At 40.0% G+C, this 19,883-nt stretch carries 18 protein-coding genes; 8 read left to right on the top strand and 10 right to left on the bottom strand.

Annotation, left to right across the window (positions count from 1 at the left end; genetic code table 11):
- Positions 1 to 95: 95 nt before the first annotated feature.
- From RSJ42_RS05500 to RSJ42_RS05510, 3 genes are all read left to right on the top strand, one after another.
- A complete protein-coding gene (locus RSJ42_RS05500; protein WP_410509667.1) occupies positions 96 to 902 on the top strand; it encodes an AzlC family ABC transporter permease in 807 nt (268 codons plus the stop codon).
- Positions 902 to 1,240, top strand: a complete 339-nt coding sequence (locus RSJ42_RS05505) for a branched-chain amino acid transporter permease (RefSeq protein WP_410509668.1) — start codon at positions 902 to 904, stop codon at positions 1,238 to 1,240. The genes RSJ42_RS05500 and RSJ42_RS05505 overlap by 1 nt, the downstream gene beginning before the upstream one ends.
- A gap of 113 nt (positions 1,241 to 1,353) precedes the next feature.
- Positions 1,354 to 2,229, top strand: coding sequence for a 4Fe-4S binding protein (locus RSJ42_RS05510; RefSeq protein WP_410509669.1), 876 nt, complete (start codon positions 1,354 to 1,356; stop codon positions 2,227 to 2,229).
- A 156-nt stretch (positions 2,230 to 2,385) separates the two neighbouring features.
- Here RSJ42_RS05510 and RSJ42_RS05515 read toward each other — a convergent pair whose 3' ends face one another.
- Together RSJ42_RS05515 and RSJ42_RS05520 are read right to left on the bottom strand one after the other, a co-directional pair.
- Positions 2,386 to 2,874, bottom strand: a complete 489-nt coding sequence (locus tag RSJ42_RS05515; RefSeq protein ID WP_410509670.1) for a serine protease — start codon at positions 2,872 to 2,874, stop codon at positions 2,386 to 2,388.
- Between the two features lie 2,230 nt (positions 2,875 to 5,104).
- On the bottom strand, positions 5,105 to 5,428 hold the full coding sequence (locus tag RSJ42_RS05520) for an Hsp20/alpha crystallin family protein (RefSeq protein ID WP_410509671.1): 324 nt from the start codon (positions 5,426 to 5,428) through the stop codon (positions 5,105 to 5,107).
- Positions 5,429 to 6,042: 614 nt separating this feature from the next.
- Between RSJ42_RS05520 and RSJ42_RS05525 the strand changes: the two genes are divergently transcribed.
- Together RSJ42_RS05525 and RSJ42_RS05530 are read left to right on the top strand one after the other, a co-directional pair.
- Entirely contained in the window at positions 6,043 to 8,451 is a 2,409-nt protein-coding gene (locus tag RSJ42_RS05525) for a PAS domain S-box protein (RefSeq protein WP_410509672.1), read from the top strand.
- 573 nt (positions 8,452 to 9,024) lie between these two features.
- Positions 9,025 to 9,708 carry a hypothetical protein gene (locus tag RSJ42_RS05530; RefSeq protein WP_410509673.1) on the top strand — a complete coding sequence of 228 codons (684 nt, stop codon included), beginning with the start codon at positions 9,025 to 9,027 and terminating at the stop codon, positions 9,706 to 9,708.
- A gap of 53 nt (positions 9,709 to 9,761) precedes the next feature.
- Here RSJ42_RS05530 and RSJ42_RS05535 read toward each other — a convergent pair whose 3' ends face one another.
- Both RSJ42_RS05535 and RSJ42_RS05540 read right to left on the bottom strand, forming a co-directional pair.
- Positions 9,762 to 10,298 carry a hypothetical protein gene (locus RSJ42_RS05535; protein ID WP_410509674.1) on the bottom strand — a complete coding sequence of 179 codons (537 nt, stop codon included), beginning with the start codon at positions 10,296 to 10,298 and terminating at the stop codon, positions 9,762 to 9,764.
- 182 nt (positions 10,299 to 10,480) lie between these two features.
- The gene (locus RSJ42_RS05540) at positions 10,481 to 11,038 is read right to left on the bottom strand and encodes a ParB/RepB/Spo0J family partition protein (RefSeq protein ID WP_410509675.1); all 558 of its coding nucleotides are present in this window, start codon (positions 11,036 to 11,038) and stop codon (positions 10,481 to 10,483) included.
- Between the two features lie 205 nt (positions 11,039 to 11,243).
- Between RSJ42_RS05540 and RSJ42_RS05545 the strand changes: the two genes are divergently transcribed.
- Entirely contained in the window at positions 11,244 to 11,753 is a 510-nt protein-coding gene (locus tag RSJ42_RS05545; protein ID WP_410509676.1) for a nitroreductase family protein, read from the top strand.
- A 225-nt stretch (positions 11,754 to 11,978) separates the two neighbouring features.
- Positions 11,979 to 13,049, top strand: a complete 1,071-nt coding sequence (locus RSJ42_RS05550; RefSeq protein WP_410509677.1) for a hypothetical protein — start codon at positions 11,979 to 11,981, stop codon at positions 13,047 to 13,049.
- Positions 13,050 to 13,159: 110 nt separating this feature from the next.
- Here the strand turns inward: RSJ42_RS05550 and RSJ42_RS05555 are convergent, their stop codons facing one another.
- From RSJ42_RS05555 to RSJ42_RS05580, 6 genes are all read right to left on the bottom strand, one after another.
- Complete coding sequence (locus tag RSJ42_RS05555) at positions 13,160 to 13,816, bottom strand: serine O-acetyltransferase (protein ID WP_410509678.1); 657 nt, start codon at positions 13,814 to 13,816, stop codon at positions 13,160 to 13,162.
- A 553-nt stretch (positions 13,817 to 14,369) separates the two neighbouring features.
- On the bottom strand, positions 14,370 to 14,918 hold the full coding sequence (locus RSJ42_RS05560) for a ferredoxin-thioredoxin reductase catalytic domain-containing protein (protein WP_410509679.1): 549 nt from the start codon (positions 14,916 to 14,918) through the stop codon (positions 14,370 to 14,372).
- Positions 14,919 to 14,930: 12 nt separating this feature from the next.
- Positions 14,931 to 15,236, bottom strand: a complete 306-nt coding sequence (locus RSJ42_RS05565; protein ID WP_410509680.1) for a glutaredoxin family protein — start codon at positions 15,234 to 15,236, stop codon at positions 14,931 to 14,933.
- Between the two features lie 428 nt (positions 15,237 to 15,664).
- On the bottom strand, positions 15,665 to 16,330 hold the full coding sequence (locus tag RSJ42_RS05570) for a flavodoxin family protein (protein WP_410509681.1): 666 nt from the start codon (positions 16,328 to 16,330) through the stop codon (positions 15,665 to 15,667).
- Between the two features lie 42 nt (positions 16,331 to 16,372).
- A complete protein-coding gene (locus tag RSJ42_RS05575) occupies positions 16,373 to 17,848 on the bottom strand; it encodes an MFS transporter (protein ID WP_410509682.1) in 1,476 nt (491 codons plus the stop codon).
- A gap of 492 nt (positions 17,849 to 18,340) precedes the next feature.
- Positions 18,341 to 18,526: a hypothetical protein gene (locus tag RSJ42_RS05580; protein ID WP_410509683.1), complete on the bottom strand. Its 186-nt coding sequence runs from the start codon at positions 18,524 to 18,526 to the stop codon at positions 18,341 to 18,343.
- 647 nt (positions 18,527 to 19,173) lie between these two features.
- Here RSJ42_RS05580 and RSJ42_RS05585 point away from each other — a divergent pair.
- Complete coding sequence (locus RSJ42_RS05585; protein ID WP_410509684.1) at positions 19,174 to 19,779, top strand: DUF3795 domain-containing protein; 606 nt, start codon at positions 19,174 to 19,176, stop codon at positions 19,777 to 19,779.
- The last annotated feature ends 104 nt before the right edge of the window (positions 19,780 to 19,883 follow it).

Below are 19,883 nucleotides of genomic sequence, written 5' to 3' on the forward strand. Positions count from 1 at the left end.
TTTAAATATAATAAATACAATTTGTGTTTTTCATTTTCAGGGAAAGATGCGCGGAAGAGGTATATCAGAGATAAAAAGATAGTAGAAGAGATAGCATGACTGAAAAAGAGGCAAAAAGGCAGGAAAAAGGGAAAGGCAACACGGACCTTTTTAAGAGTGCCCTTAAAACCACGACCCCTGTTTTTCTCGGATACATACCTCTCGGAATGGCCTTTGGCTTTCTGCTGGATGGCGCAGGATATCACTGGATTTATGCTATTCTTATGAGCCTTTTCATTTATGCCGGCTCAGGTCAGTTTCTGGCTGTGGTTTTACTGGCAGCCGGAGCTGGGCTCACGGAATTTGTCATAGCCACTCTGCTCCTTAACCTCAGGCATGCATTTTATGGGCTGTCCCTGCTGGAAAAATTTTCCGGCATCGGGAGAGTAAAGCCTTATCTTATCTTTGCATTAACCGATGAAACCTATGCACTCCTTACAACAACCGGAGTCCCGGAAGGCGGGTCAAAGTCAAGGTTTTACTTTTACATTACAGCCCTGGACCACCTTTACTGGATTATGGGATCTGCTATTGGAGCAGTTCTTGGCTCCCTGCTGGATCTTAACCTTGAAGGCATGGCTTTCGTGCTGACCGCTCTCTTTGTGGTGCTGACCATAGAACAGTATTTCAATTCCACAGCCCGCTTTCCTTTTGTGGCGGCGGTGGGAGCGGGAGTCCTTTCCCTCATATTCTTCAGTCCTGACAATATGCTGCTGATTTCAATTATCCTGGGGACTCTGATCCTGATGGGAAGAGAAAAACTGACTCAAAGAAACGCGAGTTTGAGCATAGGAACAGGAAAGGACCATGAAGCGGCAATGAAGCCAGTTAAGGTTAAAGAAACTTCAAAGGAGGAAAGCTGATGGCTGAAGCCCTGCAGATGCTCGTAACCATTATGGTAATAGCCCTTGCGACATTTGCTACAAGGGTTCTTCCCTTCCTGTGTTTTGGTTCAAGAGAACCGCCAGCAATGCTTTCAACTATTGAGAAAAATCTGCCTCCAATGATTCTCTTGCTGCTGGTTATTTATTGCCTCAAAGATGTACAGTGGGTTTCAGCCCCTTACGGGATTCCGGAACTTTTTACGATAGGGGTTGTCGCAGGGCTGCATTTCTGGAAAAGGAACGCGATGCTCAGCATCTTTGCAGGCACAGGGCTTTATATGGCACTTGTTCAGTTCAATGCCTTTTCTTTCCTCTGAATACTTTAATATCTCTTTTTCTCTAAACATCTCTAATATTTTTCAGACCAGTTATATTATTCACAAAATTGATATATACCATCCATCATGCCTCCTAAAGTGAAGTGACTTATATGGCTGAGAAAAAGATTGACATGTCTTCAATAAAAAGTAAAGGTTTTCTGCCTCAGAGGCAGGAAAATATGTTTTCAATGCGGCTGAAAGTCGTGAGTGGGAACCTTGATGCCGAAAAATTGCGGGCAATTGCAGATGCAGCCGAGAAATACGGCTCTGGCTATGTTCATATAACCTCAAGGCAGCAGATTGAAGTTCCATTTGTCAAACTTGAAGATGTGGAAGCAGCAAGAAATGAACTCGAAGAAAAAGGCATTTCAGGAGGCTCTGCCGGAAAAAAGGTAAGAGCTGTGGTCGCCTGCCAGGGAAACAGGGTATGCAGGCATGGGCTGATTGACTGCGAAAATCTGGCATACACGATCGATGAAAAATATTTTGGGGAGCCTGTCCCGAAGAAACTCAAGATTGCAGTAACAGGCTGCCCTTCAGCCTGTGTAAGGCCTCAGGATAATGATTTTGGCGTTATGGGTACTGTAAAGCCGGAGACCCTTGAAGAGAATTGTGTCGGGTGCAAGCTCTGTGAAAAAGCCTGTAAAATGGGAGCAATAAAAGTCCTTGAAGAGAAAGCCCATATAGATGCCGAAAAATGCATCCTGTGCGGAGCCTGCATTACAGCTTGCCGTAAAGATGCCTTAAAGGCAGAAAAAACCGGTTGCACCGTTTTTGTTGGAGGCAGAGCAGGCCGTCAGCCGAAACAGGGGGTAAAGATTATTGAGCTTGCGGACGAAGAACAGCTTTTTTCAATCCTTGAAAAAACCTTTGAGTACTACAGGAGAGAAGGTCTTGACGGAGAGAGGCTTGGGGACCTGATTGACAGGCAGGGAATTGAAAAATACCTGGATACCATCAGATGTATGCTGTACACTGAAAATTAACGTAAAAATTCGCTAACTAAGGGCAAGCACTTCCGTAAACTATTGCCTGTATGACCTGACTTTGGTGCATTCGGTATGGGATAGCACACTTTCACCCTGTGAAATGATATCAATCTTATTTTAGTAGTTTTTCTAAACTGAGAAATGATATCAATCTTATTTTAGCAATTTTTCTAAACTAAGAAGAATGTTAGATGAGATTGCAGTCCCCATACAATTGTTCAGCGTCACAGAGGATATAAGCCCTATTACCTTACCTCCCTGCAAAATAGGAGAACCGCTGTCTCCGGGTTCAGGCATATCAAAGCGCCGAAAAGCCAGATAAACCAGTGAAGCTCCGGAATTAACCACCCTGCACTGAAGGGTATGGACATCATTAACCATCTCTGCTTGCTCCAGCTGGGCAGAGGCGCCAAATTCGGTGATTTTAACCTTACTGTCTGGAGGAAGCCTTACCAGGGCTAAATCATAGTCTTTCAAAATCCTTGTGACAGTAAGCTTCATCCCGTCAGCTGTCAGGAAGTCTCCTTCACCCCTGAATATGTGAGAAACCGTAACCATGTAAGGAAGCCCTTTGAGGAAGACTACAGCTCCTATGGTACAGCGTGCTCCGTTATATAAAAAAGAGCCACCTGATTTTATCATAAGCTTTCACCAGCTTGCTAACTCCCCGGGTTTGTGAATTTCCGTCTATTTTTGTATTTCCGGCTTTTATGTTCTATTATGTTTTAATTGTATGTAGTGTCATGTATTTGACTGAAAGTTAGCTTGCTGCCTGACAGAGAGTCAGTGTTATATAGTCCTGTTATCGATTTACTGGAATAAAACGGCAAGTATATCTGCAATAGTGGTATGATATTTTAAGCCTGATACGCTCTTTTGTATAGGGGCGCCTGGTTACGCATTTGCGGACCGGAGAAAAATATCAGATGCCTGCATTCTAAAGTTGTCTGAAACATGAAAACTGAAGAGGCGACAAAAAATCATGTTTTGCCTCTCTTCGATATATCGGATTTGATCGATAAGGAGCACTGCATGATAACGTTTCTTGTATTTCTTTATATACTTAAAATGATTCTTTTTTACTGGGTAATAAAAAGAATAATTAGATGGAGAAAAAAGAGAAGAAAAGTTGCCTTTTGAAAGCCTATTTAATGCCTCAAAAAAATGAAGGCAGGGGTTTGCTTATTTAGGATAGAACTAAAATGACATATTTAGAATAGAACTAAAAGTAAACTAAAATGTTTCTGGTCAACTCAGGAAAGATATCGAGAGGCTAAAGCGGTCATGGCTAAAGCAGTCCCCAGAAAGCTTGAGCTTTCTCAGCCTCAAAATCTTATTATTTAGTTAGAGCATCTGAAAAAGGATTTAAGCCATTGCGAGATTTCCATTCAGTTCCTTTCTATCCTTGAGTGCTTCTTCAATTGCTCTTCTGAAATCTTCATGATCGTCAAATATAAGGTACGCTTCTTTTTCCATCTTTATAACCTCGCCAGTATCCAGATCCTTCGTTTTTTTAAATCATTTTATTTTCTTATTTTCTTAATCATTTATGAGGACGCTTTCTGAACAGATCAGGAAGTTGTTCAGAAGTAAAATGCAGGGTTTTGAGTTCCTGTTCTCAAATCCCTACCTGTGATCCAACCCAATGATTAAGAGGAAACCTTATTACCCTTAATCCAGACGTCTATACTAACCTGGTAATATATATCATAATTGATGCCAAAGATTGATTCCAGTTTAAATTTTCAATAGAATTGAAAAATAATACCATCTACAATTTCAAACACGCTGAGAAAGCAAAAATTTCATAGAAAAGTTATATAGTAGGCTTGAAATTTTTTATATCAAATAATTTTCTGCTTGAAAACAATTTTTGATATAATTTATTTAATATAATTTGTAGAATTACTATGTGCCGGAGTTGGGGAACACAACTGGGGTATCATCAAAAAAGAATCTCCTGGAGGCTGCTGATCCTTCTTCGAATTATTTGCTTGGGGGAGCATAACATTCGAAGAGGCCGTATTGGGGGATACGGTAGATGCAGCACCTCTGGGCTTCTTCTATTGTTCTATTCTGTTTCTATTGTTTTTTTCTATTACTATTGTTTTTCTGTTATTCGATATCCTGACTGATCCGGAAGATAAAGAAGAAAATCCCATCCGCTAATCCAGTCGCTTGCTGGATTACGGGCTGGATAGAAGAAAAATTAATCGGTAAAGGTATCAATGTAATGTTTGACCTGCAAAATCCGGCGCTGCGCTATCCAGCCTTATGGACGAGTGTGCACGTTCTGGAATAGAAAGAGCCCGACTTACTTGCAGGTGCAGGAATGAACAAAACCGACATGTTTAATAGCATGCGTGAGTCAGAAGAGTAAAAGTTTCGGCAATCAGAAAGGATACTATTCATTAAAATCAGTTTAGAAGTAGATGGTAGGATCTGAGTCCCTATTCTCAGTCCTACCTGCGATCCAACCCAAAGATTAAGAGGAAACCCTATTACTCTTAATCTAAGCACACACAATAATGCAGTAGAAATATATATCATAATTGATAAGAAAAATTGTTTTTTATTTTAAAATTCAATATAATTAAATAATTATATTAATTTGAAAATTTTAATTGCATTGAAAGTTACAAAAAAGATTGGATGTACTGAAAAGTTAGATATACTCAGTGATATTTCCAAACTGAAAACAAGGATCAAAAAATTATATAATGTTAAATATTAATTTCAAAAATATTTATGTTAAAATTATTTATAATATTTAGAAGATTATGAGCTTTTGGCTCCTTTGTCTATTGAGATTTTTATTAAAGAAAAATTTCTAAGGAAAACTTTCAGTGGATGTAATTACTTAATTTTCACGTTACTCGATTTTCACGTCCACCAGGTTCTCCAGAGGCTGTAGATAAGGTACTGTAACTTTAAGCACACCATTTGAGTATTTAGCGACTGCTTTTTCCGGATTTACGGGACAGCAAATTGAATAACTGTCAACATACGTAACTCCTTCCTTTACAGCTCTTATATAAAAGCTGATATCAGTAATCTTAAACGAAATATCTTCCTTTTTGACTCCTGGAAGGATTACCTCTATTTGAAGGTTTTTATATTCATCGTCAGGATATGCACAGGTAACCGGTGATAATCTCATAGTTTCCGCTGTTGTCTCTGTAGCTGTTTCCGCCATTTTATTACCCCCAGATAATGTCCTCGGTTACTATATTTAGGTATTCGCATTCGATTAAGCAATTTATTACTGTAAAAATAGCTAATGCAGTTATCTATTTGCTTCAACTTATTTTTCTTTGACTTACTTTTCTTTGACTTACTTTTCTTTGACTTACATTCCGGGCTTGAAAAAAGATAATAAAAACAACTACCTGAAATCGACAATCAGTTATACTCCTGGGGAGAGATCCGGAAAAAAACCTGTGAAGAGTTCTGCGGTTAACACGAAACAGCAATTGCAGGAAGAATATAGTAATAAATAAATGCCAGACCACTATATTCAGATATTCGCATTCAATATCATTATATTCAGATATTCGCTTTCAATATCAGTTCTCACAAAAACGTTATAAGCAAAGAATACAATATTTATAAGATTAGATATATTAATTCAAAATTATTTTATAAAAATGCCCCCTTAACAGATATCCTTCTTTTAAACAAACAATGTAAGTCCCTCAAATCGAAGAATATTTTTAATAGAAAAAAGAGATAAATTTTTGTTGATAATATTACCGGAATATTCCGTCGAGAGCATATTTTTGCCAATTATTAAAGCAGAGCTGGAAAATCATGACTTATAACAGCCTGGGTGCAAAAGAACAGGAGATTAAGGTACAGGAACGTATCGCTGAGCTGGAAAAAGCTAATCAGGAGTTACGTACCGAGATTATTGAACACAAGCAGGCTGAAGAGGCATTTCGAGAGAGAGAAGAAAAATACCGCAATATTATTGAAACGGTTAATGAGGGTATATGGGTAGTCGACCCTGAAGGCAGAATTACTTATGCAAATAAGAAAATGGCTGAAATACTGGGATACACTCAGGATGAAATCGCTGGCAGAAACTCATGGGACTTTACTGATAAAGAAAATAAGTCAGTAATCAAAAGTATCATTGAAAGAAGAAAGCAGGGTGTTGATGAGAGCTATGAACTTAGATTCATACGTAAGGACGGTTCATTTTTATGGGCGCTTATAAATGCCAGGTCAGTATTTAATAAAGATGGTAAGTTTACAGGTTCTACAGGCACGCTAACTGATATTACTGAGCACAAACAGGCTCGAGAGGATCTGATAAAAAGTGAAAGAGGGTTCCGCACCCTGGCGGAAAATTCTCCGGACTGGATTGCTCGCCTGGATAGACAAAAACGCTATATGTATATCAACCCTGCTGCTGTTGAATTTTATGGGGTTACTCAGGAATCGATTATCGGAAAAACCAATACTGAACTGCGATTAAGTCCTGAAAAAACGAAGTTCTGGAATGAATATTTTGAAAAAGTTTTTGCCACAGGCAAACCCGAAACAATTGAGTATCTGTATAAATCCCCTGAAGGGAAAGAATGTTATTTTGATACGCAGATAGTCCCGGAATTTGCCAGCGGTAAAGTGACTTCTGTCCTTGCTATCTCTCGCAATATTACGGGTATTAAAGAAGCAGAAGCAAGGCTTAAAGAGACGCTCAATAGCTTGGAAAATCAGGTTAAAGAACGCACAGCAGAACTTGAGGCTGCTTATCAATCATTAAAAGAAAGCGAGAAGGGCCTTGCAGATGCCCAGAAAATGGCTCATCTCGGAAACTGGAGCTGGGACCTCATAACCGGTGAAGTATACTGGTCTGATGAACTTTACAGGATATTCGGGCGTGATCCTCAAAAACCCGGCGCATCTTACGAAGAACTTCTAAATTATGTACATCCTGACAGTAGAGGGCGTCTGGAAAACACCATCAAAGGAAGGCTGGACGGAGGAGCTAGGGATGGCATTGACTACCGCATTATCCTGGAGAATGGGGAAGGACGTGTTGTCCATTCACGGGCCGAAGTCGTCTGCAATGAGCAGAATACCCCTGTGCGGGTGAATGGAATAGTTCAGGATGTTACGGAACAGAGACTTGCCAGTAAAAAGCTCCAGCAAAGCGAAGAGCGCTACCGCATGGCAGCCGAGCAAACAGGGCAGCTTGTATTCGATTTCAGGATGGATACACAAAAAATAGAATGGGCAGGAGCCATCCGGGAAATAACAGGGTACGACCCTGATGAATTCAGGAGTCTTGATGAATCTTTCTGGATAGAACATATACATCCGGACGATAGGGATAGGATGGTTAAAAGTCATAAAGGCTTTTTCAGGAAATTACAGAGAATTCAGGAAGAATTCAGGTTAAGAAAAAAAGACGGGAATTATATTTATCTGGAAATGCGCGGGGTCTGGCTAAGGGATGAAGAAGGAAAGGCGTTCAGAGCTGTAGGAATAATAAAGGATATTACTGAAAGGAAACAGACAGAAGAGTTCCTTGCCAGTATCGAGATCGCTCGCCAGAAGGAAATCCATCACCGCATTAAGAATAACCTGCAGGTTATCTCTTCTCTTTTAGACCTCCAGGCTGAAAAATTCAATCATAGAAAATGTATTGAGGATTCCGAAGTCCTTGATGCCTTCAGGGAGAGCAAGGACAGAGTGATGTCCATTGCGCTTATCCATGAGGAACTGCATGAAGGCGAAAAGGATAACGCACTTGACTTCTCATTATACCTGCGGAGACTCATAGAAAATCTTTTCAAGACTTACAAAGTTGGAAATACTGAAATTAATCTTGATACCAATCTTGAAGGAAATATCTTTTTTGACATGGATATCGCAGTCCCGCTGGGAATGATTGTCAATGAACTGATTTCAAATTCTCTCAAGTATGCATTTCCAGGCCGAGAAAATGGGAATATCAAAATTAAACTTTATGGCGAAAGGTATGTAAGCGAGTCAGATAATAAAGGGCAACCTGCAGAAGAATTCATCAGGTATACTTTAGTTGTTTCTGATAATGGAATCGGTATTCCGGAAAATATTGATATTGAAAGCCCGGAGACCCTTGGCCTGCAGCTTGTAAACATCCTTGTTACTCAGCTAGACGCCGAAATAGAGCTTAGAAGAGGCAAAGGCACGGAATATATAATCTGCTTCACCAATGCAGAAAAATGAGGGAGTACTGGTTTCGTATTCTTTACATACTTTGCTTTACATATTTTTAAAGCCCGAATTCGTAAGAAATATTTAAATCTGGGAGGATTTATAAATCCTGAATATTTTTTAAATGGAAAATAGAAGAATAGATGAAAATCAAATTGCGGGCGGCCACCCCACCCTAAAGGATGGGGTATGCTTCGGGCCGCCCGCCCGGTTACTTAGGAAAGATGATTAAGTATCCTTTAAAGAGGTTTCATGAACATAAGTGATTGAAATTTTAACCTCGGTTTCCGGTCCAATTTACTATCTCTATACAAGGAAACTATGGTTTAGATATTCAAAGAGAAAAACGAAGAGGCGAGGGTTCACTTCATCCCCTACCTAAAGATAGGGGTATTCGTGACCCTCTGCGCTCCCGTTGTAATAAAGGAATAGATGAGAAATAGAGGAACAGATGAAAATAAAGGAATAGATGAGAAATAGAGGAACAGAAGAGAAATAAGAATTGGATGAGAAATAAGAATTGGATGAGAAATGAGAATTGGATGAGAAATGAGAATTGGATGAGAAATAAAGGACTGGATGCTCATGAAATCTCTAGGTTCGCTTTTTATCCTTTTAATTTTAATACTGTTTTTCTGGACTTCCAATCTCGCAGCAGCTTCATTTATTTCAGAGGCTGCTGAAATACCTTACCAGATAAACCACTCTGATCGCATAGTTACTGGTACGGTAAGTAAGATTGATATGCACCGTGATCATACAATTGCTACAATTAAGGTTAATGAGTGGCTCTATAACCCTCTACCCACAAAAGACATAAAAGTAAGAAGTGAAATCGGGACTAATATAGCCATTTCAACCGAAGCTAAGTTTATTCAGAATGAATCGGTGCTTTTAATGCTAAATGATGAAAATCTCAATGAACAGCTTTTCCGTGTTGCTATTGGCGAGCCAGGGAAGCACCCTGTCTCAGACAGGGAAGAAGTAGTCGAAGAACTGAAGGCTCAGGGGAAATGGCAAAAGGAAAACTTGACTGTAGATAATACAACCAGTACCCGAGAAACAGAAATTACGGGAACAACAGATAACCGGGAAAAAAATCTGACTGTAAGTAAAGAGGACGATATGGGAGCGACAGAGAAAACAAAGACTTCAGGAGGCCAGGAAGTGAATTACGGTTCTACTCAGGAATTAAATAATGTTTCTTTTATAAGCCTTGCCTGGGTATTTGCAGTGCTATTGAGTGCAGTCATTTATATAAGAAAATAGAGTCCTGAAAAAGCTCATAAAAAGGATAATACGTAAAATTCTCCTGACAGAAATTACGCGGGGATTAGAGGACTGAAGCCAGAAGTATCTGAGCCATCCTTTGACTCCTTAATTATCGAATCGCAGTACTTATTCCATGTTTCTCCGGTCATCAGGCAGACATGTATCGTGCATGAGGATTTTCCGAATTTCTTATGGAATGCTCCCACAAAATGCAGATTTTTCCTGTCAGAAATGCGGTTTTGCAGGTATTCGGTCCCCATATTATTGAAAACACCATTGAAACGGTATTCAACCGCTACGGCCACAATATCCTCGGATGGCCTGTAATAATTTCTTGCAGTTTTAATGATCAGGCGTTCAATTCCAGGTTTTGGAGCGCAGGAAGTTCGTAAAAACATAATTGGGTACAGTATTACATCGTCATTTTTCCCTAATTTGAAGATTTCTTCAAAAAGCCCGAAAGTTTTTTCTTTACAGTCGAGGGGTTCAACAGGCTTCCTTGTTTCATAAAAAGCAGCTCCGCATTCACTCTGCCTCAAGGTAACAGTGACATAATACTGGTTGTAGCTGATCATGGTCTCTCTCATTACTGATTTATATGTAAAAATAAGTAAAAAGTGATTGACAGTTTGAAGATTTTTCCTTATAGTAAGTAAGGATTTTTATACTGATAAAACTTACTGAAAAAATTAATATGCTATATGAAGATGATAACTTGAACCATATCCAGAGAAGCAGATCAGAGCACTGGATTTAATGCAATTGGTTGCTAATGTGATTGATTGCGGGAAAGCTGAGAAAATACCTGATAAAAAAGCACGGTCACGGATTCCAATCCATCTGCAACCTGGTCTCTGGTTCTGTCCACTTCTTTATTGTTTTCTCCCTGTTGTACAGCGTTTTTCATATCGGCATTTTGTTTTAAAGCAACTTCCTGTAACTTTTTTTCTTTCTCAGCGTAAATTGACCTGAGCAGAGCAACTTCATTAGAAATTTGTGTGTTGTTTTTTTTGCGATATTTGTTAGATTCAATGATAGCCTGTTTTATTTCAAGCTCGTTTTCATCGTATTCGAAGCACACAAGACGGCAATTTGCTTCTTTCCCTAGATATTTAAGTGCTTTCCACCTTCGATGTCCAGAGATTATGATATAATCCCCTGAAACTTCTTTATCAATTATAACGATGAGTGGTTCAAGCTGCCCGTCTTCCCTGATACTTTCAATTAATTTGTAATCTGCATTTTCTTCACCGTAAAGCTCCAAATTAGTGTGGTGAGGCTTCAAGTTTTTTGTATTCAACTGAAGGCTTTGATTTTCGACATTCATACTAAATAAATTGATAGTGATTGGTATTAAAACTTCTTGATACAGTCTTTGATATTTCAAATCGGTATTATGATTGCTCCAGACCTTGACGGTGTTTTCAGACCCTATTCCAGAGCAATTCTATTTGTCATCGTTTTGATAAAAAACAGGTCAACCCTAAGGTTTATCCATTATAAAAAAACATTAACGAATGGGGATAACATTTATGGAGACAATGGAAGCGATTTTAACAAGAAGAAGTATTCGCAAATATCTTCCGGACCCGGTCGGCAGAGATATAATTGAAAGTATCCTGAGAGCAGGCATGGGTGCACCATCAGCCGGGGATGAGCAGCCGTGGCATTTCATTATAATTGACAGGCATGACCTGCTCGAAAAGATATCGGAAATGCATCCTTATGCAAAGATGCTTAAGAATTCTCCTGCTGCGTTACTCATCTGTGCAGACCCGAATGTCCCGAAGTTCAAGGATTACTGGATTCAGGACTGCTCTGCTGCATGTGAAAACATGTTGCTGGCTGCCCACGACCAGGGGCTTGGGGCGGTCTGGATAGGAATCTACCCTGCTGAAAAGCTTGTCGCCGGAACCAGGGAGCTGCTTGGTATACCTGAGCATATTGTCCCATTTGCTGCAATTTCATTGGGTTATCCTGCAGAAGAAAAGCCAGGAAGGTCAAGATACGAAGTCTCAAGAATCCATGACAACTCCTGGTAAAGCCTCTTTAATTAGGGCAGGAGCCCAGATTGGAGGCCTTTTCTCCGTTTTTTTGCCTCCATAATCATCTTTAATAATTCTAATGCATTCCTATACCTGTTTATGGTATTAAACGGAACATATTAGCCGGAATTTCAATAAATATCTGACAATTATTAAAATATTTTATTACATACTCTGGCAGTTAGTGAAAATATTTTATTACATACTACTGAAGGTGAGTCTGTGGAAAAGAAGCTGTTGTCACTATTTGTTTTGTTTACAATACTCCTTTCTGTAATGCCCTTTTCGGCAGGAGCTGCGGACGAAGAGGATTACCTTACGTATACCAGTTCAGGGAATGCTTTCGGTGCTGGGGACAATTTCCGGATCGACCAGGATATCCAGGGAGATCTTGTGCTTGCAGGTTCTAGAATTGAGATAAACGGAAATGTAATGGATGATTTCACCGGAGCAGGCGGAGAACTGGTTGTTAACGGGGACGTCTCAGGGAATATCCTGGTATTCGGAGGTACTGTCCGTGTAAACGGAGATGTTGGTGGGGACCTGGTAGTAGCCGGAGGGCAGATTTTTCTTTCTCAGGACAGCACGGTTGAAGGGGACATCCTGCTTGCCGGAGGGGAAATAACACTTAACGGGATCGTTAACGGCGATGGTTCGGTATCAGCAGGGACTCTCAGGACAGGAGAAAATTTTGAGCTTAAAGGGGACCTTGAATTAGAAGCCGAAAATTATCCTCCTGACCTTGAAGAAAACGTATTGGGAAATCTGAATGTTACAGCTGCCACCAGAACACAGGGACCCTATGCAGGTGTACCTGCAGGTGTTGTTGTTTTATTCTCATTTATCCTGGAGCTTCTGGCAGCTCTCGTTCTGGGCTTTATCCTGATCTATACCTTCCCAGCTTTTGTAACCGGACTTGCGGAAATTGTAAGGTTTTCAACACTTAAAGCCGGCCTGGTTGGACTTTTGCTCATTATTTTAGTCCCTCTTACATCCTTAGTTCTGCTGTTTACAGCCTTCGGATGGAGTTTATCTTTCCTGCTGATTCTGCTTTTTTCACTTGCATTACTCATCGCCACAGTGCCGGTTAAACTTCTCGCAGGCGCAGTTATCTATAATAAAGCCTTTAAAAAAGAGTCCAGTAAATTGATGTATTATTTTATTGGAACTATTATTTTTACTATAGTGTACCAGATTCCTCTCCTGGGCTGGCTCGTACGCTTGATCGCATTGCTAATAGGACTGGGGGCGGCTGGAATCTGGCTTGGAAGGAATGCAAAGCCTGGAAAGTAATCCAGTAATAAAATAAAAAGCCCCTGAAAAGAAACTGGAAAAGTTGCCAGAAAGCGTCAGTTACCGTAATTGTCTGCTTTTCTCAGTCATTCAGGTTCCTGAATAATTCGTTAAGTTACAATGGCGTGCTCAATGATTTCCTGTGAGGCGCGGGCAGAAATAAGTTTTGTTGCTTTAGTTACCATTCCGTCCGAACCTTTATTATTTATTTTTCTAGCAGGAACGCCTGCAATTGAAATGCCTTTTTCATAGAAGGATTTGTTTACCACGGAATTAGCTCCGATTGCAATATTGTCAGCGATCTCAATATTCCCGAATATTTTGGCACCCGGGCCGATGTATACGCCGTTTCCTATTTTTGGTGCCATGAGATCGTTGCCTCTGCCAGATCCGATATTTGTACAGGCGTGTATCCTGCAGTTCTCTCCAATTCTGGCATCCTTGTTTACAACAATTGTTCCTCTATGAGCTATGCATAACCCTGGACCGAAAACATTAATCGGAATGCTGAATCCAAGATGGATGCTCTTCCTTTGAAATCTAAATAATACAATTTTATAATACAACCTGTGAATAAAAGACTTCTTACAGTTATTGTAATACTCGGCCTTTCTTAATAATCTTTGAAATTTCCATATATCGTCGCCGATTATCTTGGGTTTTTTATAGCCTTTTCCTAAAGCTATCCTGTCTGCTTCAATGTATAGATCGTAATCTTCCTTTGATTTAATGGTAATAGGAATCCCCTCGCCACATTGATTATACAAATCGAAGTCCTGTACTTTTTTTTCTCGGTCTATGCAAAGTTTAAAGTTAATCCAGGAACACTGAAACCCACCTGATTTTACTGATAGCCGCCTGATTTACGGATTGAGAAAATCGAAAATTCACATTTTCTGCCAGCATATGGGGACCATCCTTCGAGAACCTGTCCCGGTCCATGATTTCTAAGGGTTAGCTCTTAAGGCTAAATATTAAGGCATCGGCTCTTTCTTAGCCGTCAGTTATAAGGACTGAGACTAAGGTTATTAAATGTTACTATTTATATTGATAATTTGTAAAAGAAGATTATAAATAAAGAAAATCTTATAATTTTTATAAGAACTCTTGAACCAGAGTCAAGCGAATGTAAGGTTGCGCAAAGAGAAAGCTAAAGGGCTGCTTGAATTCTTTCAATTTCTGTATTAAATTGTTGATATCCAGCTAAAATCCAGAACCCCCTTTAAATTCAGAAACTATGTGTAAGTATTTATCAGCCAATAGTTTAATGGAATTTATCGTCAAATAGTTTAAAAAATAAGAAAGGATTCCATGCAGTAGTTACATGAATCTTTCGAACCTTTCCCTCTTCGCCTTGCATATGGGACAGACTCCCGGAGCGTCGTCCATGGCACAGAGATATCCGCAGACTTTGCATCTCCATACAGGTTTTGAAAGTTTTCCTGAGAACTCCATACTATCCATCATCTCCTCTCTTTTCTTTTCTTCGGCTCTTTCAGAATCTCTCTGTTCTTTTGGGGGGCGCCTTTCAGGAATTGACTCTACTCTTCTTTCCCCCTGGATTACGTCATCCGAAACATAAAGTGCACAGTAACAGGCTCCATAGTCGTGAAGGTCCGGGTCCCGGTAATAACAGGGGCATATAATGTCCAGATCTTCTTCCCTGTTATTAGCAGAGATCCTGCACGGGCAGGACCAGTAACCATAGCGCTCTTCATTAACCAGCAGGCCACGTACAAGATCCTTTGTAAACTCCGCATCAGGATTGAGATGATAGCCCGACTTCTCTACCTCATTTTTCAGCCGCTTATAGACAATATCCACCTGCTCTTCGGATATGCCTTCTTCAGAAGCTTCTTCTTCTTTCAACCCGTTCCCCCCTTAAAAACCAAGAGCTTCGCGTATTTCTTTTTCTTTAAAACCGACAATTGTTTTTTCTCCGTTTATGATAGTTGTCGGAAAAGAAGTTGAGGGATTGTAAAGCCTTACTTCCTCGATAGCCTCTTTTTCTTCGTCCCCTTCGAGCCTGTCCACAAAAACGTAATCAAATTCCACACCCAGATCTGTGAGAAGTTTCTTTGTTTTTTTACACCATACGCAGGTACTCAGCCCGTACATCATGACCTTGCCCCTGTCAATTCCGGAAACATGGTTCCCTTTCTCTTTATTCTGGTTAAATAAACTCATTAAATAATCCCCCTGGCAACATTTAAGATAGTCATATTTCACATTTCAATACCTATTTACCCAAGGCAGAGCTTCTCCGAAATCCGACAGTAAATGAAGAACCCGCCAGATTATAGATTTCATAAACTCCTTATCAGAAAATGTCGGATAAAGTATATAAAATTGAGATATACTCATAAGGAAGTCAGCACTTCGTTAACTGAAAACTGGCGATCAAGCATACTCAAAGTTACTTGAGCAAAGCAGGAATAGAAACAGAACCGGTAAAATACCAGATCCGGTAAAATATTGATAATCCCAAAAAGTGGATTTTAACTTTGAAACACCAAAAAAAGGGAGCTGCGGTGGGTATCCCTGCTCTGCATCTCAAATCTGAATATTAATTTCCAGTGCACAGTCCCGGTATGATCCAGAGCATTCGATAATTATTATTTTATCAGGCCCATCTTCACATACCATTCATAGTCATGGGCAAATCTCTCTTTATTGGATTGTGCAAGCCTGCAGAAATATTCCGTATTCTGGCGGTGCTGCTCGTCCTGATCCGGATACTTTATTTCTCCGCGTATAGACCTTGTCAGCTTCTTACCAAGCTCTTCGGCAGCTTCCGCAGCCTTCTGGGGTGCGGAGAGGTCCCCTGCAATTACCACGCCAAGACCTCCGACAACAGTAACGCCAAGAGTCGTGAGCACGCTGTTCATATATTCTACGACAACATCTGCATTGCCCCCTCCGGTGGACACGGAACACCCGAATTTTCCATTCAGCATCTGGCAGTGAATGACATCCGAAAGCCTGTCAAAGAATGCTTTCATGGGGGCAGGAACGGAATTGATATAGTTAGGGGCGCCAAAGACGATTCCATCGGAATTAAGAATCCTATCAAAAAGCTCTTCAAAGTCATCAATCTGTGGGCACTCGCCGGTAGCATAACAGGCTCCGCAGCCTGTACAGTACTCTATCTTCAGTTTATAGAGATCTATCAGTTCGGCTTCCGCACCTTCGGCTTCCGCACCTGTGATCACGGATTTCACCAGCTGAAGCGTATTGCTTTCATTACCTCTCGGGCTCGCATTAATTCCAAGGATTTTCATGCTTATCACCTTTTGATAAATGAATTACACAGGATCAACATATTATTTTTTGCCTTTCTCAGGAATTTCTGAATGAGCTGGAGTGGTTTTTCCTCTAACCAGAGATGCAAATACTCCTATGACACAGAATACAGTGAACAGGATAAATGCATAGTGAAGGCTTGAAATGAACTGCGGATAATACTCGGGTGTGATCTGCACGGGGCCGATAACAACCGCAAAAATCATCATCGCAATGCCCATAGAAAGCATCTGGCCAAGAAGCCGCATAGTTCCGTTCATGCCTGAAGCAACGCCGTAGAATCTTTTATCAACCGCACTCATAATTGCATTGGTATTTGGGGACGAAAAAAGCCCGAAGCCGGTACCGAGAACAAGCAGGCAAATAACCAGATACCATATTGGAGTGGTCTCTTCAAGAAAGATAAGGAGAAAGAGCCCGAAAGAAGTTACTGCCATTCCCGCAGATGCAACGATGCCAGGTTCGATTCTGTCTGAGAGCCTACCGGCAACCGGGGAAATCAAAGCCTGAAGAATCGGCTGAGCTACAAGGATCATTCCGGCATTCTCTGGAGTAAAGCCTTTTGTGTACTGGAGGTCGAGACTTAAAAGGAAAGTCACCGCATAGGTTGCACTGTAATTGATAAGCGCAGACAGGTTTGAAAGGGCAAATACCCTGTTCTTTGTCAGGAGCCGGATGTCAAGGACAGGGAAAGGTACTTTCATCTCATAAAGTGCAAAAACAATAGCCCCGACAAGCCCCCCTGCTATGAGAACAGCCCCATCAATGTCCGGGAGAACTGAAAAGCCGTACATGGTAGCAACAACTGCTGTACTATAAATTAAGGAGCCTGTCAGATCGAATTTCTCTCCTTTGCATTCGAGCCAGTCGCCTTTCAGCTTCCACAGGATCAGAAGAACGGTAATAATGCCCAGAGGTACGTTTACAAAAAAAATGCTCCTCCAGCCAAGGTAATGCGTCATCATGCCGCCAAGAAAAGGACCCAGAGATAAACCGAAATAGACTGCAGTAACATAGATCCCGAGAACCTTCCCACGCTCTCTGGGAGGAAATGAAGAAGTTAGAATAGCAACCCCGGTTCCGAAGATCATGGCACTTCCTATGCCTTGCAAAACCCGTACCCGGATAAACATTTCAGTTGAAGGGACCATGGTCATTAACAGGGAAGCAAGGCTGAAGACAGTAATGCCGTAAAGGAAAATTTTTTTTCTTCCATAAATATCCGCAATTTTCCCGAAAGGCACAAGGCATACTGCCGAAGACAGAAGGTAAGCGGTTGCAACCCAGGAGAGGGCAATTGCATCCATATGAAACTCTTTCCCGATCGTAGGCAGTGCAATATTCACTGCCGAACCGTCAAAAGGGGTGATGAACCCTGAAAGTATCGCAATAAGGAGTACTACCCGTTTTTCTGCAGCTTTGTCAGGAGTGTCATCAGTGCGGCATATCTCCGGAACTTCACCAGGTGCTCCGGTTTTTTTCATTTCCTTTACCATGTTTACCACTGATCAGAGGGACTGGATCTTTAATTCGAAAGACAGAGTTTAAGGAGATTGTAGCTAATTCTGAAAGACTATAGCTGATTTCTGGAGATTATATATGATTTTATCAGGATTTTTAAGAAATAACGCCTTTGCAGGATATTTTCTTTGTCAGAACTGACTGATTAAGAATCTTAGTACAACCTATCTGTTATTAATACTATACCATTCAGCCGGTTTTTAAATCATTATAGTCTGGATTCGCATGCATCTTGTCTGGGATCCTGCGCAAAAGCAAGAAAATAGCTGAAAGAACTGGGAGCTGAAAGGCTTTTCGGGCTTATAAAGAGCCTATCCAAGGTAGACAAATTGCATGTAAAGTAATATTTTGCAGTAATAATGCGAAAAATCAGATAAACTACGCAATATGATAAGTTTCAAAAATAGAATTTTACTGCACTGTTGAAGCATCAATGTCCATGAGAGCTCGATTTTCAAACATGTTTTTCAAGCTTCGTCTCTCATCACAGAGAATACTGTTACATCATCTTTGTTCTTATCATAGAATATGATTTCGTCATACTTATGATCGCTTGATTCGTTGAGTTCAATGCCAACGAAAATTGAACCGTTTCTATCTTTAACAAACCAACCCATAAAATCTTTGTCCACTAATCTTCCCATCTCTTCCAAAATTATTATATCGTTTCCCCACTCTAATTTTGTAAACTTAAGAAGTTCATCGAAAACCCTGGTATTTCGGTAAACGCCATCATCCCCCAGTTCAAAATCTGCCAGAATATCACCCCCTCATATATAGTAGTGATTTCTATAAAGCCCTATGCTAAGAAGGTTTTTATTAAAGAATTTCTCCCATGTGTCTTTATAATTCTCGGAGTTATGTAGAATAATGTAGTAAGCGTAAGAAAGATCTTTCTACTGGCTTTTGACTATCTGGTGCGTATCTACTTTTATAATCTCAAAAAGACCTTATGGAAAACTTAGTTTTCAGGTCACTCCTGGGCTCAAAGTTTGTAATTATAGCTACCCTTAGTCCAGAGACGGATTTTCCAGAACCTCTATCCCTTACTATAGTCATCCAGTTTTCATTATATCGTTTTACTATTCTGGTGATTAATCTGAAAAAACCGTAGTTTTGGTAAGATTCTATCAGTTTTATAGATCAGTTTTATAGATCAGTTTTATAGATCAGTTTTATAGATCAGTTTTATAGATAAATCTCCATGCTGGTAGAAGGTACTATCCGGACCTGATGCAAAATAATAATTAACAGGGGATCAAAACTGAGTTTATTTATTTTCCTCTTGCGGTTTCCATTTATGAAACCCAAAAAAAATATGCAATTAGTTACTTACACTAAAAAGATAATCATGCATATCAACTATCCCGAGGTCGGAGTTTGCGGACTTTCTTGCAGGCTTTGCCCTATGTATAATACTGAAGCAAAAAGCAGATGCTCAGGATGCAAGAGTCCTGCCAGAATGGCTGTCGGTTGCCTATTTATCACATGTGCTGTAAAGAAAAAAGAAATTGAATTTTGCTGGGAATGCGAAGAAAGCAACACCTGTAAGAAATGGAAGAAACACAGAGAAGCCGGTGAAAAATTTGACTCCTTCAAATGTTATCAAACTCTCGAGAAGGATATTTCATTTATATGTAAGAATGGCATTGATGAATTTGAAAAAACACAGAAGCAAAGAGAGTGTTTACTTAAAGAGATGTTAAAAGATTTTAACGAAGGCCGTTCAAAAAGCTATTATTGTATTGCTGCAACTATTCTGGAACTTGAAGAATTGAAAGAAGCACTGAACCAGGCAAAAAAAGAATCTGAAGGAATTAATATCAAAGAAAAATCAAAGATTCTTCATTTAATTTTAGACAATATCGCTTTCGAGAAAAAACATTACTTAAAATTAAGAAAATGAATTGATCCCAGTGGACTATTTCTTTATCTTCCTTTCTTATTATTTAAAGAGCGAAATATTCTGGGATAAAACATACTTTTGCGATCAGCAAAAAGGTATTAACG

The organism is Methanosarcina hadiensis (assembly GCF_046529725.1).
Classification (GTDB): Archaea; Halobacteriota; Methanosarcinia; order Methanosarcinales; family Methanosarcinaceae; genus Methanosarcina; species Methanosarcina hadiensis.

Excerpts from the sequence above, each read along its gene's own strand:
- RSJ42_RS05500 (WP_410509667.1), top strand. The coding sequence starts at position 96 with ATGACTGAAAAAGAGGCAAAAAGGCAGGAAAAAGGGAAAGGCAACACG.
- RSJ42_RS05505 (WP_410509668.1), top strand. The coding sequence starts at position 902 with ATGGCTGAAGCCCTGCAGATGCTCGTAACCATTATGGTAATAGCCCTT.
- RSJ42_RS05510 (WP_410509669.1), top strand. The coding sequence starts at position 1,354 with ATGGCTGAGAAAAAGATTGACATGTCTTCAATAAAAAGTAAAGGTTTT.
- RSJ42_RS05515 (WP_410509670.1), bottom strand. The coding sequence starts at position 2,874 with ATGATAAAATCAGGTGGCTCTTTTTTATATAACGGAGCACGCTGTACC.
- RSJ42_RS05520 (WP_410509671.1), bottom strand. The coding sequence starts at position 5,428 with ATGGCGGAAACAGCTACAGAGACAACAGCGGAAACTATGAGATTATCA.
- RSJ42_RS05525 (WP_410509672.1), top strand. The coding sequence starts at position 6,043 with ATGACTTATAACAGCCTGGGTGCAAAAGAACAGGAGATTAAGGTACAG.
- RSJ42_RS05530 (WP_410509673.1), top strand. The coding sequence starts at position 9,025 with ATGAAATCTCTAGGTTCGCTTTTTATCCTTTTAATTTTAATACTGTTT.
- RSJ42_RS05535 (WP_410509674.1), bottom strand. The coding sequence starts at position 10,298 with ATGAGAGAGACCATGATCAGCTACAACCAGTATTATGTCACTGTTACC.
- RSJ42_RS05540 (WP_410509675.1), bottom strand. The coding sequence starts at position 11,038 with ATGAATGTCGAAAATCAAAGCCTTCAGTTGAATACAAAAAACTTGAAG.
- RSJ42_RS05545 (WP_410509676.1), top strand. The coding sequence starts at position 11,244 with ATGGAGACAATGGAAGCGATTTTAACAAGAAGAAGTATTCGCAAATAT.
- RSJ42_RS05565 (WP_410509680.1), bottom strand. The coding sequence starts at position 15,236 with ATGAGTTTATTTAACCAGAATAAAGAGAAAGGGAACCATGTTTCCGGA.
- RSJ42_RS05570 (WP_410509681.1), bottom strand. The coding sequence starts at position 16,330 with ATGAAAATCCTTGGAATTAATGCGAGCCCGAGAGGTAATGAAAGCAAT.
- RSJ42_RS05575 (WP_410509682.1), bottom strand. The coding sequence starts at position 17,848 with ATGGTAAAGGAAATGAAAAAAACCGGAGCACCTGGTGAAGTTCCGGAG.
- RSJ42_RS05585 (WP_410509684.1), top strand. The coding sequence starts at position 19,174 with ATGAAACCCAAAAAAAATATGCAATTAGTTACTTACACTAAAAAGATA.